Below are 19,074 nucleotides of genomic sequence, written 5' to 3'. Positions count from 1 at the left end.
GTTTCAGGAGGTCGAGGACAGAAGCGACCGGGTCCGCGCGGCCAGCGTCGTCGCGCCGCCGTCCGCCTCCCGCGCCAGCAAGGCGGGGATGGGCGATGCCTCTCCCTCGTTCTTTGCCGTCAGAGCCGTCATCGCGGCCGCAATCTGCAGGAGGTCTTCGCGCAGGACCGCGTCGTCGGCTGGATCGGACGCCATGAGGCGGTCGATGAAGGCACCGGCATCCGCCGCCAGGCCTTCCGGCGTGGGGATGCCGGGCGGCGAGAGCAGCATGGTCTCGTCCGGTGCAGGAAGGGCGATCGCGTCCTCTCGCCCAGTGGTTGGCAGGCCACCATCATCGGCCGTCTCTTTCCACAGTGATCTTGGCTCGATCCCCGCAGCGCGCAACGCCTGCATAGCGGCCGCCAGCTCCGCCGTCATCTCGCGAACGCGCGTGGAGAGGCGGTCGATTTCCGCGCTGCCGCGTTCCAGATGGGTCTCCCGGTCGGCCAGAAGCCCATTGGCCGTCGTCAGACGGGATTCGAGCTGCTTTGCCCGGATCTCCTGCTGCACCAGCTTCAGTTCCAGGGCCTTGGCCTTCTCGCTCTCGCGGCGCCGCTCTTCGCGCAGGGCTTCGCGCTCATCGCGCAGGCCACCGGCCCGGGCATGGAGTTCATCGACCTGCGACGCTTCCGCGACCGATACGGCGCGAACCTCGTCGAGTTCGGCCGAAACGCGATCGAGCTGACGCGCAAGCAAGGCCGCCTGCTCGGTCTTGGAGGCGTAATCCGTCTCCAGCGTGCCCAGCGCATCCTTCAGCCGCTCGATATGCTGCTCCAGAAGCCGGATGCCGGAGCGCAGGTCTCCCGCCTCCCCGTTCATCTCGTCCAGCTGCGCATGAAGCTCGTCATTCTCGGCGCGTATTGTCCGCACGTCCTGCTCGGCCTTCTCGCGGGCCAGCATGAGGGAGATCGCCTTGTCGCGCTCGCGCTTCAGCGTCTGGCTGGTGCGCACGTTTTCCGCAGCATAGATCGCGCGCGCCGCATCCTTCTGGGCACGAACCTCCTGTTGCGTCAGCGGCGTCGTCGCTTTCAGCCGGTCCTCCGCAAACCGCACGATCCGCCGATGGATGACGGGCGCGACCAGCGCGCCGAGAAGGATCGCGGTGAGGAAGCCCAGGGCGAACAGCAGTGCAAATTGGATCACGCGGAGGTCACTTCACAGGCGGTTAGACAAGGGCATCCTTCCCTTGCGCATCATTATTTGCGCTCGGCCCCGGATTGGCAAGCGGTGGACCGGCGAGCAGCGCAAGCCAAGCACGCTCAGAAAGGGTTCCAGGTCGGCTGCTGGGTCAGCTTGAGGTAGCCGACATTGATGCCGAGGCGGGCGCCGACGCCGGTGCGGATGGGCACGAGCACGATATGCTCGTCGGTCAGCACCGTCATGCCAACGCCGGCCACGACATAGGCAGACCCGGAGACGCCGCCGAACCGCTTGTAGAGGCCGGGCACGCTCGGAAGATTGTAGACCAGCATCATGATACGGCTGCCCTGCCCGCCGGCATCGAGGCCGAGCGAGGGGCCCTGCCAGTAGACGCCGTGCTGCCCGGCATTCTTGGTGTTCAGGCTGCCTTCGCCATAGGTGAGGCCCGCAACGAAGGCACCGGAGCCCTCCTGGCCGAGAATGTAGCCGTTCGGCAGGCCGTAGCTCTGGAACGCTCGCTCGACCACCTTGGCAAGACCGCCGGATGTGGACCCGAAGAAGCCGTGTCCCGCATCGACGATTTCCTGGATGGAATATTGCGACGTGTTGTTGGCGGATTGCGCGGCAGCGGTGGAGACGGCGACGCACAGCGCCAGCGCGCCGAGCATAACGGCTTTCATGGCAGACAGCAGGCTGCGCCGCTTGACGCGGGCGGCAACGTCTTTCGATGGCGCAAATTTCGATCTCGGCAGCATCGCATCCTCCGTTATCCCAAGGCCGATAGGGTATCGGCAGGAGCAGGCCGTGCCTGTCTGAGGCCCCGGCCCGGGATTCCGACACTCTGAACCCATCATCTTAACAATTGGTTTACCAAACATGGTGTCATTATGGCCGGACTGGACACGAGATCGGACACGCCACGTCCGCGCAATCTTCACCCTCTAGACCATAGCCGAAAACAGCCCCGCGCGATGGCATCGCGCACCGGGATGCCAGATCAACATCGGCAAGGGCGACCTTAAAGGACAAGACGATGGAAAAGAATCCGAACCTGACCCTGACCGGCCCCGACCTCGCCGCCCTGCTCTGCAGCCGCGTCTGCCACGATATCATCTCGCCGGTCGGCGCCATCAACAACGGCCTGGAACTTCTCGACGAAGGCGGCGCCGATGCCGACGCGATGGACCTCATCCGCACCAGCGCGCTGAACGCCGCCGTCCGCCTGAAGTTCGCCCGCCTCGCCTTCGGCGCCTCCGGCTCGGTCGGCGCGTCCATCGACACCGGCGAAGCGGAAAAGGCCGCGCGTGACTTCGCTGTGGTGGAAAAGAAGACCGAGATCACCTGGACGGGCCCGCGCGTCATCATTCCGAAGAACCGCGTGAAGCTGCTTCTGAACCTTTTCCTCATCGCCTACGGCGCCATTCCCCGCGGCGGCTCGCTGGATGTGACGCTGGAAAACCCGGAATACGACGCCGTCTTCAAGCTCGTCGTGCGCGGCAAGATGATGCGCGTACCACCCAGGCTTGTCGAACTTCTCTCCGGCACCCTGGAAGAAGCCGTCGATGCCCACACGATCCAGCCCTATTACACCGTGCTGCTTGCAGATGAAGCCAGCATGAAGATCGAGATCCTCCCGACCCCGGAAGAGATCGTCTTCATGGCCTCCTCCATCTAGCATCGAACGTCGTCGTCACTCTTCGCTGCTCCGGTAACGGTTTGTTTGCCAACGGCGCCTTATAATCCCGAGAAGAGCGTACACCTCCGGTCTCGCATGCGAGATCGTGAGAGTGCGCAACTGGACGTTGATGCAGCGCCGGGGCGGATATCCGCCTTCGGCCTTGCGTCGAGGTCTTTCGTTCACGGGAATGAAAGGGCAAGGAGCTCCCATGCAGCGCTTGATGATCGCCGACGACTCCGACGTGGTGCGCAAGGTCGGAAAGCGCATTCTCTCCGGCATGGGCTTTCTCGTCTCGGAAGCCGCCAATGGCCTCGAGGCACTGGCGCGGTGCGAAGCCGAGCTTCCCAACATTATCGTCGTCGATGCGGGCCTGGATGGCGCGCTGGAGCTGATCGCCAACATTCGGGTGATGTCCGAAGGCAAGTCCGTGCGCATCTACTACTGCGTCATCGAGGCCGACCTGCGCAAGATGATGGCGGGCAAGCGTGCCGGTGCCGACGATTTCCTGCTGAAGCCCTTCGACCGCAAGATCCTGACCAGCGTCTTCGGCGCCTACGCCGCCGCTGCCTGAGCGAGCCCCTACGGGCTTCCCCTCCCCTGACCTGAGACCGGCCGCCCGCAAGGCGGCCTTTTTCGTGTCAGCAAAATCCCCGCGTTTTCCAGACCGCTGAAAACGAAAACCCGCCACGAAGGGCGGGTCGGTCGGCGCCGATGACGGCGATCCTGCACTGCGGGATGCATGATCGCCGAGGGCTCTCAAAACATCCGGAAGATCAGGCGCTCTCGGCGAGATCGCCTTCCGGTTCGCGCAGCACGTAGCCGCGGCCCCAGACGGTCTCGATGTAGTTCGCGCCGCCGGCAGCGTTTGCCAGCTTCTTGCGCAGCTTGCAGATGAAGACGTCGATGATCTTCAGTTCCGGCTCGTCCATACCGCCGTAAAGGTGGTTGAGGAACATTTCCTTGGTCAGCGTCGTACCCTTGCGGAGCGAAAGCAGCTCCAGCATCTGGTATTCCTTGCCCGTCAGGTGAACGCGCTGCCCGCCGACTTCGACGGTCTTCGCATCCAGATTGACGATCAACTCGCCGGTCGAGATGACGGACTGGGCATGACCCTTGGAGCGGCGAACGATCGCATGGATGCGCGCCACAAGCTCGTCCTTATGGAACGGCTTGGTCATGTAGTCGTCAGCCCCGAAGCCCAGGCCCCGAACCTTGTCCTCGATACCGGCCATGCCGGAGAGGATGAGGATCGGCGTCTTCACCTTGGACAGGCGAAGGGTCCGGAGCACCTCATAGCCCGACATGTCGGGAAGGTTGAGGTCGAGCAGGATGATGTCGTAGTCGTAGAGTTTGCCGAGATCGACGCCCTCTTCACCGAGATCGGTGGTGTACACATTAAAACTCTCGGACTTGAGCATCAACTCGATGCTCTGCGCTGTCGCGCTGTCGTCCTCGATAAGCAGAACCCGCATGTTTTTGTCCCCTTTTCCGCCGCTGAAAGGTAGTGCAAGGCTGCCTGACGCTAAACGGATCCAGTCGTTGCCTGATTTGGAGCTTGCCACCAAATGGTTAACAAATTCTGATTCCCTCTGGCAAGGTGCACAGCATTTGTTAAATATATTTCTCAGCCCCTTGATTTTGTTCGTTTTTGATAAAACGGCTTTCTCACCCTGAAAGTGAGCGAACCGCGTTATCGGATTCCAGAGACTCGCCAAAACACCAAAGCGTCACATTTCGCGTTGGCCATTTACCGGGCCTTAAATGATCGTCCCTAGGATTAACTATGCCCGTAAACGAAACGTTACCAGCGGTAGGCATTTGTTAAGATCGCTGGGGTTTTTTCGCGGAGCCGCAGGCATGAGCCTTCGGTAAGGGTTGCAAGTGAGATGCCGGGTCTCGCACCGCGGGAGTATTGCGTATGAAGTCACGTGAGAGCCTTGTCCGCCTGAAGGAATTTCAGGTGAAAGACAAACAGCGTCAACTGAAGCAGCTTCAGATGATGATGGCTGAATTCGAAAGGATGACCAAGGATTTGGAGCATCAGATCGCATTCGAGGAGAAAAAGTCTGGCATTTCGGATCCGTCCCATTTTGCCTATCCGACCTTTGCAAAGGCGGCCCGCCAGCGGGCCGACAATCTGCAAGTGTCGGTTCGGGAACTGAAAGTCCAGCAGGACGCGGCAGAACTCGCTCTGGAAGACGTCCAGGCCGAATTCGCCAAGGCCTCCGCGCTCGAAGAACGCGACGGTCTCGTGCGCCTGCGCGCCTGATCCTTATCTGCCGGCAGTCGAACCTGACCGGCAGTCCAGCCTGACGAACGACGCCGCGCCTCGCTTCGAAGCGCGGCCGTCGTCGCTTGTGCTTTCCATTCCCGTCTTTCGCCGACGACCGCGCTCCCTCGCGCGACCGAACGGCACATGTGAAGAACGGTAAGCGCAGGAGCTTGCGCGAAGCCTTCCCGCAGCCACACCTGGCCGCAGCCAAGCGCGGCCGCAGCCATGTCTCGAGGCTCGCCGGCGCTCGCGCGCGCAGCCGTGCCCTCTTCACCTCGATCGAAACGCGTCCATCACCGGAATCCAAAACGCAATCGAGCGGCCGCGACGAAGGTCGCGGCCGCTCGAGCCGATCGATGACGCCCTGATGATCTCAGTGGCGATATTGCTGGATGCGCGTCGTGCGCAATCCTGCGAGACCGTGATCGTTGATCGAGGCCTGCCAGGACAGGAACTCTTCGACCGTCAGCGTATACCGCTCACAGGCCTCTTCAAGGCTCAGCAGGCCGCCGCGAACAGCTGCCACCACTTCTGCCTTCCGTCTAATCACCCAGCGCCGCGTGTTCGCCGGGGGAAGATCGGCGATCGTCAGTGGGCTGCCATCCGGGCCGATGACATACTTCACGCGGGGTCGTACCATTTCGGTCATTGGACTCTCTACACATACTCAAGACCATATTCGGAGAGCCTAGCCTGCCACATTTAAGATTTGCCTAAGCTCGACGGCACAATTTATCCATCATTCGAATGACTTGCCGCAAAGGGCTCCTCCGATGCGGAAAGAAGGGCCATTTCCGGTCTCACGGCGGGACACCACGCCCCGATTGCATCGGGCCCCCGCACACCGCAAAGCCGTGGAAAACCTGCATTGCGCGAAGACTCCGCCGCATAGCTGCCATGCGAAAGCAGCGGGTAGGAAACGTCGTAAGATTTTCGTACAGATCGCCGCGAAGCAGCAGCATGCGGCGCGTCCGCAGCGGGCATCGACCGCATTTTTCGTCGTCACGGGGCCTCGAACGGTCTCCACGATAGTGCCGCGACGCACGACGACGTCGGGAAACTGCAGGATATCAGCCTCGCGCCATCATAGGCTGCGAGATTTCACGCATGCGCATCCTTGGATGCCATCACGGTATTTTTCCGTTAGACTGCAATGGCCGATGCCGCCCGACGCGCCCGCCCGATGAGGTCGAGACGCCGGCCGCGCAACGGAACCGTTGCATTTGCAGGCGGAAGGACGCGCACGAAACAAGGAGCCGGCCGAGCCGGCAGTGGTGAAGACGCAATGCCCGACGTCGATGAAACGGTGAGCAGCGGGAGATCGAGCCTGCTCTTTCCGACCCCGGATCCGTCCTCCGTCCACACGGAATACGAAGTCCTGCGCCTCATGCGGCAATGCGCCGCCGAATTCGGCTTCGACAATTTCATGATTGTGCGCGCTCCCGCTGGCGACCAGCAGAATTTTGCCGAACGCCTGGTCGTCAGCAGCTGGCCTTCCGATCTTGTGCGGGGCTACGACGCGCTCGACATTTTCCGGCTGAGCCGGCTGGTGGAGGAGCTGCGCCACACCAAGTTGCCCGTGTTCAACGAGACGGCCACCCTTCTCGGCCTCCGCGGCAAGCCCGTGACCGCCGTCGAGATTACACCCTCCATGGCCTTCACCCTCGCCGTGCTGCTGCACACGACCTATGCCGATCCCTTCATCGTCACGCTGTCCGGCAGCCGCGACGCGCCGGAAGGCATCGAGGCGGCAGAGCTCTATTACGTCCTTCTGCAGCTGTTCGAGCGGCTGGAGCGCTCCATGGACGCCGGCGTTACCACGCGGGAAAAGCTTTCCGCCCGCGAGATCGAATGCCTCCGCTGGGCTGCGGCCGGCAAGAGCAGCGACGAGATCGCCATCATCCTCGGCATCTCCGCCTATACCGTCAGCAGCTACTTCAAGACCGCCGCCCGCAAGCTCGACGCCGTCAACCGCATGCAGGCGATCGCCCGCGCCATGCGGCTGAAGATCATCTGACGGTTTCGTGCGCTGTCGCGGCGGCTTGCGCGGTGCGCATCGCCCGCCGCGCGCAGCAGTGCTTGTAGACCCGGCCTCGACCTTTTATATTGGCGTCAAGCAAGGTGCAGGCGCGAACGCCGCGCCGGTCATCCGACAGAATCGGACCATCTCTCGTGAACAGCCTCGATTTCGACCGCAAGCCTGAAGATACCCGCGTCGTTGTCGCCATGTCCGGCGGCGTCGACAGTTCCGTCGTCGCGGGCATTCTGAAGCGGGAGGGCTACAATGTCTTCGGCATCACGCTGCAGCTCTACGACCACGGCGCTGCCGTCCACCGCGCCGGCTCCTGCTGCGCGGGACAGGATATCGACGACGCACGCCGCGTCTGCGACGTGCTCGGCATTCCCCATTACGTGCTCGACTACGAGCAGCGCTTTCGCGAAACCGTCATCAATCCGTTTGCCGAGAGCTATATCGCCGGGGAAACGCCGATCCCCTGCGTCGCCTGCAACCAGACCGTCAAGTTCGCCGATCTGCTGGCGACCGCCCGCGACCTCGGCGCCGATGCGCTGGCGACGGGCCACTATATCCGCTCGCGCGCCAATCCGCAGCCGGGCTTTCCCGGTCGCCGCGCGCTCTACCGCCCGACGGACGCCGACCGCGACCAGAGCTACTTTCTGTTTGCGACCACGCAGGAGCAGATCGATTACCTGCGCTTCCCGCTCGGCCACCTGACCAAGGCGGAAACCCGGGCGCTGGCCGAGGATATGGGCCTCGTCGTCGCCAAGAAGGCTGACAGCCAGGACATCTGTTTCGTGCCGCAGGGCAAGTATAGCGACATCGTCTCCAAGCTGCGGCCGAATGCAGCGCTGGCCGGCGATATCGTCCATCTCGACGGCCGTGTTCTCGGCCGGCACGAGGGCATCCTGCACTACACCATCGGCCAGCGCCGCGGCATCGGCGTCGCCACAGGCGAGCCGCTTTATGTCGTCCACCTCGACGCCCGCTCCTGCCGCGTCATCGTCGGCCCGCGCGAGGCGCTGGAGACCCGCCGCGTCGCGCTGCGCGACATGAACTGGCTGGGCGACGTGGCCCTCGAAGACCTGCCGGCGGAAGGCCTTGCCTGCTACGCCAAGGTCCGCTCCACCCGCGTTCCCGCCCCGGCACTGCTGAAGGTCGATGCCTCGGGCATCACCGTGGAACTCATGGAAGGCGAAGCCGGCATCGCGCCCGGACAGGCCTGCGCGCTCTATTCCGGCCCCGGCGAAGACGCCCGCGTGTACGGCGGTGGCTTCATCCTGCGCTCGGAACGCGAACCCGCCGCCGAACAGGCCCTGCGCCACCTCCTGGAAACTCCCGCCGCCGCCTGAACCGGGCGACGGCCAGCCCCTGTCCCACAAGCGTTCGGCCCCCGCCCCGCACATCCTGCGGCTTTTTTTCCACCATCGCTTGACACCCCCCTGACCCACATCTTATAAGCCGCCCACCGCAAGCGACCGACCAAAGGTCGCATCCGGCGGCGGGGTAGCTCAGGTGGTTAGAGCAGCGGAATCATAATCCGCGTGTCGGGGGTTCGAGTCCCTCTCCCGCTACCAAATGGTTTTGCGAACCGCGAGCGATAAGAGATCGCGTAATCCCCCATTATGAAACATGTGGTCTTACCATTCCGAGCAGCTATCCTGAGGTGCGCTTCACTTGCCTATTTACCACGCTGGACCATGAAAGATAAACATACAATATCGAAGCTTACGGCCAAAATTGATGCGGCAAATTCGATTGCCTCACAGGAATTCCACTTCTTCTAAACTGCAATCAATCTGAAAAATTTTGTATCTTTTCCCAAGGCAGCCAAAATATCAAATAATGTGTCACCGAATTCGTAGGATTTCCGGACCCACTCTTTGCTATTGCTTTCGAAGAGATCTCTAAGCTTCTCTTTCGGTTGGTCCATTCTTTTCAAGAAATCCCCGTACTTTTCTAAAAGCTCTAAAATCTGGGGGTGAAGCTCCCCGAAGGACGGCTGCTGCAACAGCCAATGCAAACGGTCAGTAGGTGTTAATTTGGTCATCTCCTTGGCCCGCTCCGGCGAAACCGTGCCATCTATTTTATACACGGCCAACAGGAAAAGTAACGCAGAGTAACAAGTTAGCATTCTACTGTGTTTCAGCTTGTGATTTTTAATTTTTGCGTCGCCCTTCTCAGAGCGACGCCCTGACTCATAGTTGACGCAGAATGTCCGCCAAAGCCGAAGAATGTCATTGGTTAGGAAAGCGGGAATGAAATCTGCGGCGTGATCTCCATAATCACCCCAGTATGCAGCTATTACCTCATCGATGATTTCGTCGTAAACGGCTTCACCAATGAGCGGGCGGCTTTCTAGAAAAAGCAATAGCCTTCCAGTCAGTGTATTAAGGTAGTCGTCTTTTGCCGTGCCTAAATGAGACTTTAAATCTTGAATCGAATGGCTGGCCAAATACTTGCCATCAGCATCAAACTTTGGCATATTTAGCACGTTAATCGCTTTTATAAGCTCAGCCTTCACAAGGATTGTGTCTAAATTTGACAACTGGTTGACCATGAACTTTTTACTATCTCTTTCGATCTCCCCTGTCTTACTGACGATGAAAACATCGAGATCACTTTGATCTCCTGCTTCAAGCCGGCCGAAAGAGCCTGTCGCATAGACACACGCAGTGCCTGCAACTATTTCACTTGCTTTAGTGAGATGATTCTGCAGTTCGGAAAACCGTTTTAAGGTCGCGATCTTTCGTTCATCTATGTAGCTCATTCGCCTTCACCTTCAAAAATATTTGCAAATATCTCGGCCTGCTCTATCGCGTCGTCAACGGCATGGTGAGTATGCGGGCGGGTTGAAGTGAAGCGAACGGGAAGCTTCCCCCTACCAGAAGAACTAATCGTACGACCCGTTTTAACGGCGACTGCGGTCTTCAAATCGAAACAACGCGAATGCCCGAACGGCGAGCCGCGCTTGGAGAAGCGGATGAAGTACCAATAAAGCCATGTCCAATCGAAAGAGAGGGGATATGCTACCAGCACCGGCTTTCCTGCCCCGGAGAATTCTTGAATCCAGTCGAAAGCTTGATCCATCGCAATTTCAGGTGATACTCCTCGAAGCGATAGTTCAGCTCGATCAAGGCCATTGATCGCTAGGGCTTCGGGATCGAAGTCGTCGGAGATCGGTCTGAGCTCGCGATAAAATGACTGCTTATAATCTTGCGGGCGAGAGAATGTACTGCCGTCATAAGTTCCAGCGTAAACCAAAGCAAAAGATAGCATGGAAAAAGGGCCAGGAATGGCGCCGTCTGTTTCAACGTCTGCCGAGAAAAAAACATCCACCGTATCGTCCCCATATTCTTTCACAACGCTTGGGGCTTGCCCTTTTTGAAACCAGACTGGCGCTCGCAACTAATGAGCCATCAGTACCATCCGGGCATTGCCTGAGCCTTACATACAGGTAGGCCCTAAACTGTCTAGCATTTCTCAATTACGATACTTCTAAATAAGCATAATAAGTTATGGCGTCAGCTGAGTTTATCTTTGGTTTTCACCTAGGACCGGCGTACAGCCCAGTGGTTCTGCTGCACTGTCATTCTTTCACCAGTATCTGTTTTCAACTATCCCGCTGTATTTTAATGAGAATCCAAAGATAGGACGCTCTGACATTCTAGAAATTGGTTGAGATCGGCCAATTCGCCATTGCAGGCCAAAATCTGACAACGGAGCGGGTCGCGCCCCATCGTTACAAATCAATGATTTGAAGAATCCTAAAGGGCGTTTCGAGGGGTCTTGAAGCCCTCTTCACAGACGCCGGCAGATTTGGCGAAAATGGCCAAGTCGCGCGGATTCCGCCACTGCCTCGCTGTCAAGAACTCGTGCAGCGCGCCGTGAGACAGAGAGGCGCAAACCCCGCAGGACCGGCGGTTGCCTCAGTGGATGGATGCAGCGACGCTGCTGGTCCGCGCGTCAGCATATGCTAGGGTTGCGTGAAGAATACCACTTTCTGCCCGATGGAAGTTCGATGAACGAAACCTGGATTGCGCCTGCGATATTCGGATCTCTGTCTGTGGCGTCTGTCGGTGCCATGCTGTTATCCCCGAGGATGTCGGTCCGGCACCGCGACGATGACACGAACACGGTCGTGAGACTTTTTGCCAACATCTTCGTGGTCATGTCGTCTCTTGTTTTTGGCCTGATGATCAATTCGGCGAAGAACACGTATGAGAGCATCGATACCAGCGTGCACTCGTTCTCGACGAACATCATCTTGCTCGATCGCACTCTGAGAACATACGGTCTCATGGGTAAGGAGGCGCGCGACAAGCTGCACGACTATGTCGTTCATGCTCTTGCCAATCCCGCCGCAGCAGATGTTCGTCGGCCGGATGACGGTGGGCGTGCGCTCGATGCCGTGGGGGACGCGATCACGGCCATTCAGCCCGCCGATGACTTCCACCAGAACCTGCTGATCGACATACGGCAGCAGTATCATCGCCTGGTGGAGCAGAGGTGGAGCATCGTTGGAAACGCCGAAGGCGCGATCCCGATGCCGCTGATCGCCTTGCTCGTCGCCTGGCTCACGCTCATCTTTGCCAGTTTCGGCTATCGCGCCCCGCTGAATGCGGTCGTGACGATTTCCTTCCTCGTTGGCGCCAGCTTGATCGCAACGGCATTTTACCTCGTCCTCGACATGGATGTTCCGTTCGAAGGCACCATTCAGATTTCGGACGCTCCGTTGCGCCGCGCGCTCGCGGAGCTGCAGCCTTGATTCTCAAAATGGCTCCGACGCCACCGTCCTCCCGAAAATAGACGATCCATGGACTGGACTTATATCCAAGCAAACCTCGACTGGCTCGGCCACATCGTCGAAGCCATCGTCATGGCCGCGGTCGTGGCTCTGTTGCTCCGCGCCCTCTTCGAGCGGCGTGTGGCTGTTCTCATGGGGCTGGCGTTTGCCATCGGGCATTTCCATGGGCGGGAAAAGCGGGATTTCGAGGTCAGTGTGAACATGAAGCCGCCGCATCTCGAAGGGTATGAGATGTGGAAATGGTCGTTCGATCAGATGACGGACTTCTGGCCGACGGCGCTGGTGATCCTTGCGATGGCCGTCGTGCTGCACAGGCGGTGGCGCTGATGGCGGGCTCTCCCGAAGCGCCGACGAATGACGGGACATTGACCCTTTACGGTATGGTATCCGCGCGGATGATCGTGGAGTAATCCGGGCCGTTGGTGGGCGTCGCCCGGGCCTTGGCGCTGATGGCGGCTTTGGCGCGCAGCTCGTTTTCCGGCAGCTTCCAGAGCGTCGCATCCTGATCGATAAGGTAGCTCGGGAGATATCCGGACAGCAGGATGCGCCAGTCCATGGGGATGCCGGGCGAGACCAGCCGGGCGAGATCGAAAATGACGGTGGTGCAGTTGCTGGTCAACGTATCGTAGAATTCCGGTGTCTCGGCGCGCTCGTTGGCGGCGTTGATATAGGTGAGGAAAAGGGCGGCGGCCGCCTGACGGGGCAGCGCCAACGGGTAGAGATAGGTATCCTCCCGGCGCATATTGGTCCGGAGATAGAGGATGTCGCTCTCGTCGGCGGCGATGAAGGCGAGCTCGTAGCTTTTGAAAAAGCCGGCGATGGAGGAAAATTCTTCCGTTTTCTCGCGCCGGATTTCGACTGAGAAGGTCACGCGCTGGCCATCGGCAAAGCTGAAGCTGACGAGCGTATGGGCGATGGCGTCCATACCCCAATAGGACAGGACGAGATCCGTGCCGGTGATCGTATCGAGATCATAGCTTCGGGTTTCCCACAGCGGCTTGGCATCCCGGTCGCTCGTCCAGCGGAAATTGCGCACATTGCGGAGCGTGACGACATCGCTGCCCCCGGCATTGTCGTTGCCGATCGTGCCCGTCACCGTGCGGGCGACATCGGGTGCCCAGTCGCGATCGAGCCGCGGGCGGATCGTCTGCCACCAGATGCCCACGGCGAGGAGCCCCACGAGGAAGATGCCGCCGGCGGCAAGGGGATAGCGGCGACCGAACAGGATGAGGCCGAGGATGAAGACGACCCAGAGGAACACCGCCACGCCGCGTAGCAGCCCGTCACCGGGAATGCGGTACCACAGCGCCAGCGCCGTCCACACGGTGGCCAGCAGAGCCGCGAGCAGGAAAATCGCGCTGACGAGGCCTGTGGCAAGGGTCGTGAACAGTCGCATGCTTTGAACCTCTTCAGGGATATTGATGGCGGTGGTATTTGGTGCGCGGCCGTCGACTTTGGAGCGTTTCAACGCAATTCCGGACGCAAAACCGCTGCGCACTTTTGCTGGAATTGCTCTATTTCGGCGCGAGAATGCGGCCGGCGACGGTGAACGGACTTGCCACCACCTGCCCCGCTGCATCGAGAATGAAGGCACCGACATCCCCAGGCGTCGCCGCGCCGGGACGGCCAAGTGCGCTGACCTGCGGCGCAAGCGCCGCAAGGCTCGCATAACGATCATGGCCGAGCCCGTCCGGTGCATTCAGCGAGGTGATATCGACCACGAGGACGCCATAGGCCTTCGCCGTTTCCCGCACCTTCGGATCCTCCACGTCCAGCCGACCGACCCGCGGCCGGGAACCGCTGAGCAGGCTGGATGCCGCCAGCGCCTCGTCCTTCGGCGAGACGAGCAGCACCAGCGGCGAGCGCAACCGGCCGACCACGTCCATCTGGCGGCGGAAAAGGTCCGCGTCGATATCGGGTGCCGCGAGGATCACCGTCAGCTTGTCGAGCACATCGCCGCGATCCGTCAGGCGCAGCTGGCGCAGCGATTCCATGATGAGAAAACCGCCCATGCTGTGACCGAACACGAGGATCTGTCGCACCTTGCGGGTTTCGGCGAGCGCGGCCATCAGCGACACGAGGTCGTCGCGGGAGAAGAGCACGGCATCCCGATCGGCGAGGTAGCCCGAAAGTGCGCCTTCGGACGGCCAGGAAAACAGCACCGGCGTCGCCTTGCTGCGCGAATCCACCGCCATCTGCGCCAGCCGGAACACGCCCTCCTGATAGCGATAGTTGAACCCATGCACGAACAGGCCGATCGTGCCGTCGAACCCGGGCTGCGAGATGATGGCGGCCACCATGCTGCGCTGGTCGAGCGCGCGACGCTCGCGCACCGTCATCGCCCGTGTCGGATCGGCCTTTTTCGAGGGGTACTCGATGGCCGCGGGCTTGTGCGCCGCGGGTATGGACAACCGGTAGCGCTCATAGGTCAGAGCACGGGCGCGACCGCTGTCGAAGCCGTCCCCGTCCCGCTCGCGATTGGTGACGGCAAAGAGCGTAAGCGCCTTGCCGCCGGACGCGGCCGCATCTCCGGCTGTGCCCCGAGCAAGTGACACCGGATCGAGCACCGAGGCCGCCGGCCGGCTGGCACAGCCGCCCAAGGTCGCCAGCAGGGAAAACAGGAAGATGAGGAAGGCGGGGCGGACACGCGGCATGGCGGCGGCGGCGCGGATCGCGATCATCAGGCTTCCTCACGGGTTCGTGCGCACCGCTGCGCGGACAGTCTCGATACCCGGCATACGCTGCGGGCACCATGCCGGACAACATAGGGCCGCGCCGGCCAACTGACCATCTCGCGGTTTCGGAAGAACGACATGCGTCAAGACAACGGGCGAAAGTCCGTCGTACGTCGCTTTTTTCACGCAACGGGCTTTCGGCACTTTCTAACACACGCATGAGACGCATTCGTGACTTTCATGCAACAGCCCCATTTTTCGAGGTGAGCCAGACAGCATTTTGGCGCTGTCCCCTCTACTGCTCACGTGAAAACCGACTACTTAACCATCATCCGACGCACACTTGCTGATTGCGCCGCTCTCTTTTTGAAGGATAGCTTCATGACCCGCTTTACCAAGATCCTGCTCGCTGGTGTCGCTCTGGCGGCTTCCGGCTCCATCGTCCGCGCTGCAGATCTGACCGAGCCGGTCGGCCCGGTCGTCGTGGAAACCAATGGCGGCTTCTACCTCGGTTCGGTCAGCAGCCTGACCTTCCTCGACGACACGTCGTTTGCCGCTGGCGGCGCACGCGTCGGCACGGACTACGACGTCGGCTACTACAGCGGCGTTCGCGCCGGTTACAGCTTCGGCGACATGGGCTATGTCTCTCCCCGCGTAGAACTGGAAGTCGGCTACGGCAACGCTTCGGTCGACAATCACCGCGTCAGCGGCGTCGGCGCCATCAGCTCCATCGACAGCTTCGGCGACGCAAGCACCATTCAGGGCTACGTCAACGGCTACCTCGACATTCCGCTCGGCGGCCAGCTTTCGGCCATCACGCCTTACGTCGGCGGCGGCGTCGGTGTCATGAACCTCGAGCTGCGTCGCCAGGGCGTTGCCGGCGTTGCCACGCTGATGGACGATGACGACACGCGCTTCGCCTACCACCTGGACGCCGGCGTCGGCATCAACATCCAGGAACTGGGCCTGTTCACCAACTTCGCCCTGCTGACCAACACCACCTTCGACATCGGCTACCGCTTCACCGCTGCCGACGATTTCTCCTTCACGGCACGTGACGGCTCGCGTTCGGAAACCGATTTCCGCAGCCACGCCGTCATCGTCGGCTTCCGCAAGAGCTTCTAAGAGCCTTTCGGTCCTCGAATGCAAAAAGCCGGCTGGTTCACCAGCCGGCTTTTTCGTATGTGGGAGACATGGAAATCGGCGGGATATCACGGGCAGGAGGGTAGGATTCGTGACACACCTCGATAGCGCGCCGCATACGACCGGCCTTCCGCCCGCAGATGGAACAGCGCGTGGCTGCCGCACGTGCACGCTCTGCTGTCGCCTGCCGGATATCGATGCGCTGGACAAGCCGGCCAATGCCTGGTGCCGCCATTGCGTGGCGGAGCGCGGCTGCACGATCTATGCCGAACGCCCGGCACTCTGTCGCGACTTCCTCTGCGCGTGGATGACGAAGCCCGATCTCGAACCGGAATGGGACCCGCTGGTCGCGCATATGATGGTGTACGAGCAGGGACCGCAGACGACCGTGCTGGTCGATCCCGATCATCCGACGATATGGCAGCAGGCGCCCTATAAAGGGCTGTTGGAACGCTGGGCCGCGCAGGCCGAGGCCAGCGGTGGCTATATCATCGTGTTCGTGGGTGACGATGTCTTTAAGGTCGAGCCTACGCAAACCTGATCGCGTTCGATCATGGCATCCGGGACCGCAGCGCGACCCCGGAACACATCATCCTATCAGTTGCCGGCCGGACGTGCCTGGCTCCAGGCAGCCAGAGCCTGCGTGAACGCTTCATTGCCGGCCGCACCCTTTTCCAGCGTCAGCAGCGCACGGCGGCCGTTGCGATAGGTCAGGGGAATGTCGATCCACGAGCGGGTGCGCAGGAGATCGAGATTGGTCGTCACGGCCTCCGGAAAGTCGTTGAGCGCAATCATGTGGAAGTCGTCGGTGATCTTGGCGGGGACCGCGATCAGCGGATCGCCACGATCCTGCTCGTTGCGCTTCATCGCCACGCGCTGAACGCTGTCGATGCTGCCGCCCTCGAAATTCTCCGGCAGCGAGAACACGAACTCGATCGTGTGGCTGGCCGGCAGCGAGGTATCGGTGTTGCGCTTGATGGTCATCAGCGCGGTCAGGCCGCGATCCGGCACGGTGATCTGCGCCTGGATGACGGGCTCGGGACGCTGTCCGGCTTCCGGTGCTTCTTCCTTCAGCGACCAAGCGACGCCGCCTTCGATGGCGGTCGGCGCCGTCTGGCCGAGGCGTTCCTCGTAGAGGAACATCTTCTGCGCGCCGGCCGGCATCTGGGTCGTTGCTTCGTTCGGCGCGGAGGTCGGGCTGACCGGCGGTGTCGTTGCGGGTGCCGCATCGGCACCGGGCGTGGCCGACGGATCGGCCTGAGCCGCCGTCGTGGCGGGCGTGCCCGCCGTAGGCGGTGTCGCCGTCGCTCCGGCATCGGCCGTATCGACAGGGCGGCTCGCCTCCGTCTGGGCTGCGACGGATTTGCCTTCCTGCGCGGTAGCGGCGCCGGCCGGCGGCTGGGCCGCACCCTCGTCGATCTCGGTGCCGTCGGTCTGAAGGCGCTGGGTGAACTTGTTGCTCGGCTCGGCCGACGCCACGTCGGTCGTCGCATCGCCGTTGGCCGCGGTGCCGGAGGCTGCGCCGCCGGTTCCCGTCGCCGAGGTTCCGCCATTGCTGGCCGTCGGCGGCGCCGTGTTCAGGGAGGCGATCGTCTCGGAAACCCAGCCGTTCACCGAATCGCGGTTCGTCCAGTAGGCATAGCCGCCGCCGCCGAAGACGAGCAGCAGGACGAGGACGGTGGCGATCCGCTTGAGACTGAAGGCCGACTTGCGCGGCTCGGCGCGATAGGACGCCGGGCGACGCGGTGCGGGAGGCGCTTCTGCGGGATCGAGCGGAGGACGGCTCTGGGCTGCAGCCGCAGCACCGCCGGCAGCCAGCAGGCTGTCGATCTCGTCCCAGTTCTGCGGCGGCGGCGGCTCATCGCTCGGGCCCGCCTGTTCGGTCTCGTTCGTGCGATCGACCGGCCAGGACCAGTCCGACACGGCGGGCTCGGTACCCTCGGGGCGAACATCGTGCTGGAACGGGTCCGTCTCGTCGAGCGCCCAGGAATGCGACGGCTCGCCCTCGGGCGTCAGCCCGCCGGAAACGGCGGGAAGGACGACGGGTGCGGCATCGGCGGCATAATTGTGATCGTCATGAGCGACCGGCTCGTCGGCCCAGCCGGCATCGTGATCCGCGACGTCTTCGGCCGAATGCGTCCCGACGCTTTCCGTCCAGACAGGCTCGATATGCGCGGCAACCGGCGTGCCAGGCTGCTCGGCCAGCGGTTCGTTCCATTCCGGCAGATCCCAGTTGGCCACCGGCATCGCGCTGGCGTCGCGCTCGGGCTCGATCGGCTCAATGACGGGCGCCGGCTCGTAGGGTGCAGGCTCCACATAGCTCTGTTCCGGCTCGATATAGTCCGGCTCGATCGAAGCGGGTTCGGCCGGTTCCGGTTCGTACGGTTCGACGGGCTCCATGTGCCGGGGCTCGGCCCAGGCCTGCGCCGCGTCCTCGGCGGGAGCAGGCTCTACGGCTGCGGGCTCTTCGAGCGCGACCGTGTCGTTCTCATCGACACTCTCCCATGCGGGCGATGCTGGCTGCTGAATCTGGGCATATTCTTCGGCCAGCACGTCTGCTGCGTCCAGCGTATCGCGATCGGCGACCGGCTCGGGCTCAAGATACGGCTCGGGTTGCGTCTCGGGCTCTGGTGCGTATTCCGGCGGCACGTCTTCCGAAGGCGCCGGCTCATCGGCGTAGACCGGCTCGGGAGCGGGCTCTTCGTACACAGGCTCGGGCTCGGGAGACACGTCCGCGACAGGTTCGGGCTCCGGCTCCGGCTCCGGCTCCGGTTGAGGCTCGGGTTCCGGTATAACGGGAGCGGCTTCGACGGCCTCCTGCCGATCGACATGCGACACATCATAGGGAACGGGCGGCTGCTCGAAGGTGACATCTGCCGGTGCCGGCTCGGTGGGGACGTCTTCGGCCGGTGGTACGGCTGCGGGGATAACGGCAGCGGCGACAGCCGCCGCGGGCACGACCTCGGGCGGCACATCCTCGACAGGGGCCGGCGCGTGGGTTCCCTCCACCTCCGTGATGGCCGCTTCGAGCTTGCCCATCTGGCGGTCGATCATCTCGTCGGAGGGACGAGGCTTCATGCTTTCAAGCTGGCGACGGACGGCGCCCCGGGCCTTTTCGTAAACCCTGGACCGCATGTCCGGACTGTTGTCGGACAAGCCGTCCACGGTCCTGCGAATAACTGCTACAAAATCCGCCATCGAAAACTTTCTTTCAACCCTTCGGGGTGATTAAGCCGATACTTGATATGGCGCAAGCGCGGGATCTCTCACAAAACCCGCGCTTTACGCCCTTGTCATCACCCC

General features: G+C 61.7%; 18 protein-coding genes and 1 tRNA gene. 10 read left to right on the top strand and 9 right to left on the bottom strand.

The annotated features are described in order from the left end of the window. Positions 1-3: 3 nt before the first annotated feature. Together G8E10_RS20450 and G8E10_RS20445 are read right to left on the bottom strand one after the other, a co-directional pair. Positions 4-1,182 carry a hypothetical protein gene (locus G8E10_RS20450; RefSeq protein WP_167130492.1) on the bottom strand — a complete coding sequence of 393 codons (1,179 nt, stop codon included), beginning with the start codon at positions 1,180-1,182 and terminating at the stop codon, positions 4-6. A 116-nt stretch (positions 1,183-1,298) separates the two neighbouring features. After that, positions 1,299-1,847: a DUF1134 domain-containing protein gene (locus G8E10_RS20445; protein ID WP_425530862.1), complete on the bottom strand. Its 549-nt coding sequence runs from the start codon at positions 1,845-1,847 to the stop codon at positions 1,299-1,301. 365 nt (positions 1,848-2,212) lie between these two features. On the opposite strand from G8E10_RS20445, the gene chpT reads away from it, so the two are divergent. Then, positions 2,213-2,854 carry a histidine phosphotransferase ChpT gene (chpT, locus tag G8E10_RS20440; protein ID WP_110730040.1) on the top strand — a complete coding sequence of 214 codons (642 nt, stop codon included), beginning with the start codon at positions 2,213-2,215 and terminating at the stop codon, positions 2,852-2,854. A 211-nt stretch (positions 2,855-3,065) separates the two neighbouring features. Continuing rightward, on the top strand, positions 3,066-3,428 hold the full coding sequence (locus G8E10_RS20435) for a response regulator (RefSeq protein WP_110736227.1): 363 nt from the start codon (positions 3,066-3,068) through the stop codon (positions 3,426-3,428). Positions 3,429-3,630: 202 nt separating this feature from the next. Here G8E10_RS20435 and ctrA read toward each other — a convergent pair whose 3' ends face one another. After that, entirely contained in the window at positions 3,631-4,329 is a 699-nt protein-coding gene (gene ctrA / locus G8E10_RS20430) for a response regulator transcription factor CtrA (protein WP_056339603.1), read from the bottom strand. A gap of 446 nt (positions 4,330-4,775) precedes the next feature. Between ctrA and G8E10_RS20425 the strand changes: the two genes are divergently transcribed. After that, positions 4,776-5,126 carry a flagellar export protein FliJ gene (locus tag G8E10_RS20425; RefSeq protein ID WP_092935538.1) on the top strand — a complete coding sequence of 117 codons (351 nt, stop codon included), beginning with the start codon at positions 4,776-4,778 and terminating at the stop codon, positions 5,124-5,126. Between the two features lie 376 nt (positions 5,127-5,502). Here G8E10_RS20425 and sciP read toward each other — a convergent pair whose 3' ends face one another. Beyond that, on the bottom strand, positions 5,503-5,778 hold the full coding sequence (gene sciP / locus G8E10_RS20420; RefSeq protein ID WP_062474978.1) for a CtrA inhibitor SciP: 276 nt from the start codon (positions 5,776-5,778) through the stop codon (positions 5,503-5,505). Between the two features lie 636 nt (positions 5,779-6,414). On the opposite strand from sciP, the gene G8E10_RS20415 reads away from it, so the two are divergent. The 3 genes from G8E10_RS20415 to G8E10_RS20405 all read left to right on the top strand — a co-directional run bounded on the left by G8E10_RS20415 (position 6,415) and on the right by G8E10_RS20405 (position 8,723). After that, positions 6,415-7,146: a helix-turn-helix transcriptional regulator gene (locus G8E10_RS20415; protein WP_110800738.1), complete on the top strand. Its 732-nt coding sequence runs from the start codon at positions 6,415-6,417 to the stop codon at positions 7,144-7,146. 155 nt (positions 7,147-7,301) lie between these two features. Continuing rightward, a complete protein-coding gene (mnmA, locus tag G8E10_RS20410) occupies positions 7,302-8,498 on the top strand; it encodes a tRNA 2-thiouridine(34) synthase MnmA (protein ID WP_167130490.1) in 1,197 nt (398 codons plus the stop codon). 148 nt (positions 8,499-8,646) lie between these two features. Next, positions 8,647-8,723: transfer RNA gene (locus G8E10_RS20405), tRNA-Met, on the top strand. Positions 8,724-8,929: 206 nt separating this feature from the next. On the opposite strand, the gene G8E10_RS20400 is transcribed toward G8E10_RS20405, so the two are convergent. Beyond that, the gene (locus G8E10_RS20400; protein ID WP_167130489.1) at positions 8,930-9,916 is read right to left on the bottom strand and encodes a nucleotidyltransferase domain-containing protein; all 987 of its coding nucleotides are present in this window, start codon (positions 9,914-9,916) and stop codon (positions 8,930-8,932) included. Beyond that, positions 9,913-10,485 (bottom strand): 3'-5' exonuclease, encoded by a 573-nt coding sequence (locus G8E10_RS20395; RefSeq protein WP_343289836.1) that lies wholly within the window; start codon positions 10,483-10,485, stop codon positions 9,913-9,915. The genes G8E10_RS20400 and G8E10_RS20395 overlap by 4 nt, the downstream gene beginning before the upstream one ends. Positions 10,486-11,086: 601 nt before the next feature. Here G8E10_RS20395 and G8E10_RS20390 point away from each other — a divergent pair. Together G8E10_RS20390 and G8E10_RS20385 are read left to right on the top strand one after the other, a co-directional pair. Continuing rightward, on the top strand, positions 11,087-11,914 hold the full coding sequence (locus tag G8E10_RS20390; RefSeq protein WP_281517704.1) for a bestrophin-like domain: 828 nt from the start codon (positions 11,087-11,089) through the stop codon (positions 11,912-11,914). Positions 11,915-11,962: 48 nt separating this feature from the next. Then, positions 11,963-12,280 (top strand): hypothetical protein, encoded by a 318-nt coding sequence (locus tag G8E10_RS20385; RefSeq protein WP_167130488.1) that lies wholly within the window; start codon positions 11,963-11,965, stop codon positions 12,278-12,280. A 46-nt stretch (positions 12,281-12,326) separates the two neighbouring features. Here the strand turns inward: G8E10_RS20385 and G8E10_RS20380 are convergent, their stop codons facing one another. Both G8E10_RS20380 and G8E10_RS20375 read right to left on the bottom strand, forming a co-directional pair. After that, positions 12,327-13,349, bottom strand: a complete 1,023-nt coding sequence (locus G8E10_RS20380; protein ID WP_167130487.1) for an Lnb N-terminal periplasmic domain-containing protein — start codon at positions 13,347-13,349, stop codon at positions 12,327-12,329. Positions 13,350-13,467: 118 nt separating this feature from the next. Beyond that, positions 13,468-14,634 (bottom strand): alpha/beta hydrolase, encoded by a 1,167-nt coding sequence (locus G8E10_RS20375; RefSeq protein ID WP_167130486.1) that lies wholly within the window; start codon positions 14,632-14,634, stop codon positions 13,468-13,470. A 375-nt stretch (positions 14,635-15,009) separates the two neighbouring features. Between G8E10_RS20375 and G8E10_RS20370 the strand changes: the two genes are divergently transcribed. Together G8E10_RS20370 and G8E10_RS20365 are read left to right on the top strand one after the other, a co-directional pair. After that, positions 15,010-15,753, top strand: a complete 744-nt coding sequence (locus G8E10_RS20370) for an outer membrane protein (RefSeq protein ID WP_110807774.1) — start codon at positions 15,010-15,012, stop codon at positions 15,751-15,753. Positions 15,754-15,862: 109 nt separating this feature from the next. Then, positions 15,863-16,312, top strand: a complete 450-nt coding sequence (locus G8E10_RS20365) for a hypothetical protein (RefSeq protein ID WP_167130485.1) — start codon at positions 15,863-15,865, stop codon at positions 16,310-16,312. Between the two features lie 56 nt (positions 16,313-16,368). Here the strand turns inward: G8E10_RS20365 and G8E10_RS20360 are convergent, their stop codons facing one another. Continuing rightward, on the bottom strand, positions 16,369-18,969 hold the full coding sequence (locus G8E10_RS20360; RefSeq protein ID WP_425530859.1) for a hypothetical protein: 2,601 nt from the start codon (positions 18,967-18,969) through the stop codon (positions 16,369-16,371). Between the last annotated feature and the right edge of the window lie 105 nt (positions 18,970-19,074).

The organism is Ferranicluibacter rubi (genome assembly GCF_011603255.1).
Taxonomy (GTDB): domain Bacteria; phylum Pseudomonadota; class Alphaproteobacteria; order Rhizobiales; family Rhizobiaceae; genus Ferranicluibacter; species Ferranicluibacter rubi.
Note: the sequence above shows the minus strand (reverse complement) of the source record. Positions and strands in the feature narration are given on the sequence as shown.

Excerpts from the sequence above, each read along its gene's own strand:
- G8E10_RS20445 (WP_425530862.1), bottom strand. The coding sequence starts at position 1,847 with ATGCTCGGCGCGCTGGCGCTGTGCGTCGCCGTCTCCACCGCTGCCGCG.
- chpT (WP_110730040.1), top strand. The coding sequence starts at position 2,213 with ATGGAAAAGAATCCGAACCTGACCCTGACCGGCCCCGACCTCGCCGCC.
- G8E10_RS20435 (WP_110736227.1), top strand. The coding sequence starts at position 3,066 with ATGCAGCGCTTGATGATCGCCGACGACTCCGACGTGGTGCGCAAGGTC.
- ctrA (WP_056339603.1), bottom strand. The coding sequence starts at position 4,329 with ATGCGGGTTCTGCTTATCGAGGACGACAGCGCGACAGCGCAGAGCATC.
- G8E10_RS20425 (WP_092935538.1), top strand. The coding sequence starts at position 4,776 with ATGAAGTCACGTGAGAGCCTTGTCCGCCTGAAGGAATTTCAGGTGAAA.
- sciP (WP_062474978.1), bottom strand. The coding sequence starts at position 5,778 with ATGACCGAAATGGTACGACCCCGCGTGAAGTATGTCATCGGCCCGGAT.
- G8E10_RS20415 (WP_110800738.1), top strand. The coding sequence starts at position 6,415 with ATGCCCGACGTCGATGAAACGGTGAGCAGCGGGAGATCGAGCCTGCTC.
- G8E10_RS20400 (WP_167130489.1), bottom strand. The coding sequence starts at position 9,916 with ATGAGCTACATAGATGAACGAAAGATCGCGACCTTAAAACGGTTTTCC.
- G8E10_RS20390 (WP_281517704.1), top strand. The coding sequence starts at position 11,087 with ATGCAGCGACGCTGCTGGTCCGCGCGTCAGCATATGCTAGGGTTGCGT.
- G8E10_RS20385 (WP_167130488.1), top strand. The coding sequence starts at position 11,963 with ATGGACTGGACTTATATCCAAGCAAACCTCGACTGGCTCGGCCACATC.
- G8E10_RS20380 (WP_167130487.1), bottom strand. The coding sequence starts at position 13,349 with ATGCGACTGTTCACGACCCTTGCCACAGGCCTCGTCAGCGCGATTTTC.
- G8E10_RS20375 (WP_167130486.1), bottom strand. The coding sequence starts at position 14,634 with ATGATCGCGATCCGCGCCGCCGCCGCCATGCCGCGTGTCCGCCCCGCC.
- G8E10_RS20370 (WP_110807774.1), top strand. The coding sequence starts at position 15,010 with ATGACCCGCTTTACCAAGATCCTGCTCGCTGGTGTCGCTCTGGCGGCT.
- G8E10_RS20360 (WP_425530859.1), bottom strand. The coding sequence starts at position 18,969 with ATGGCGGATTTTGTAGCAGTTATTCGCAGGACCGTGGACGGCTTGTCC.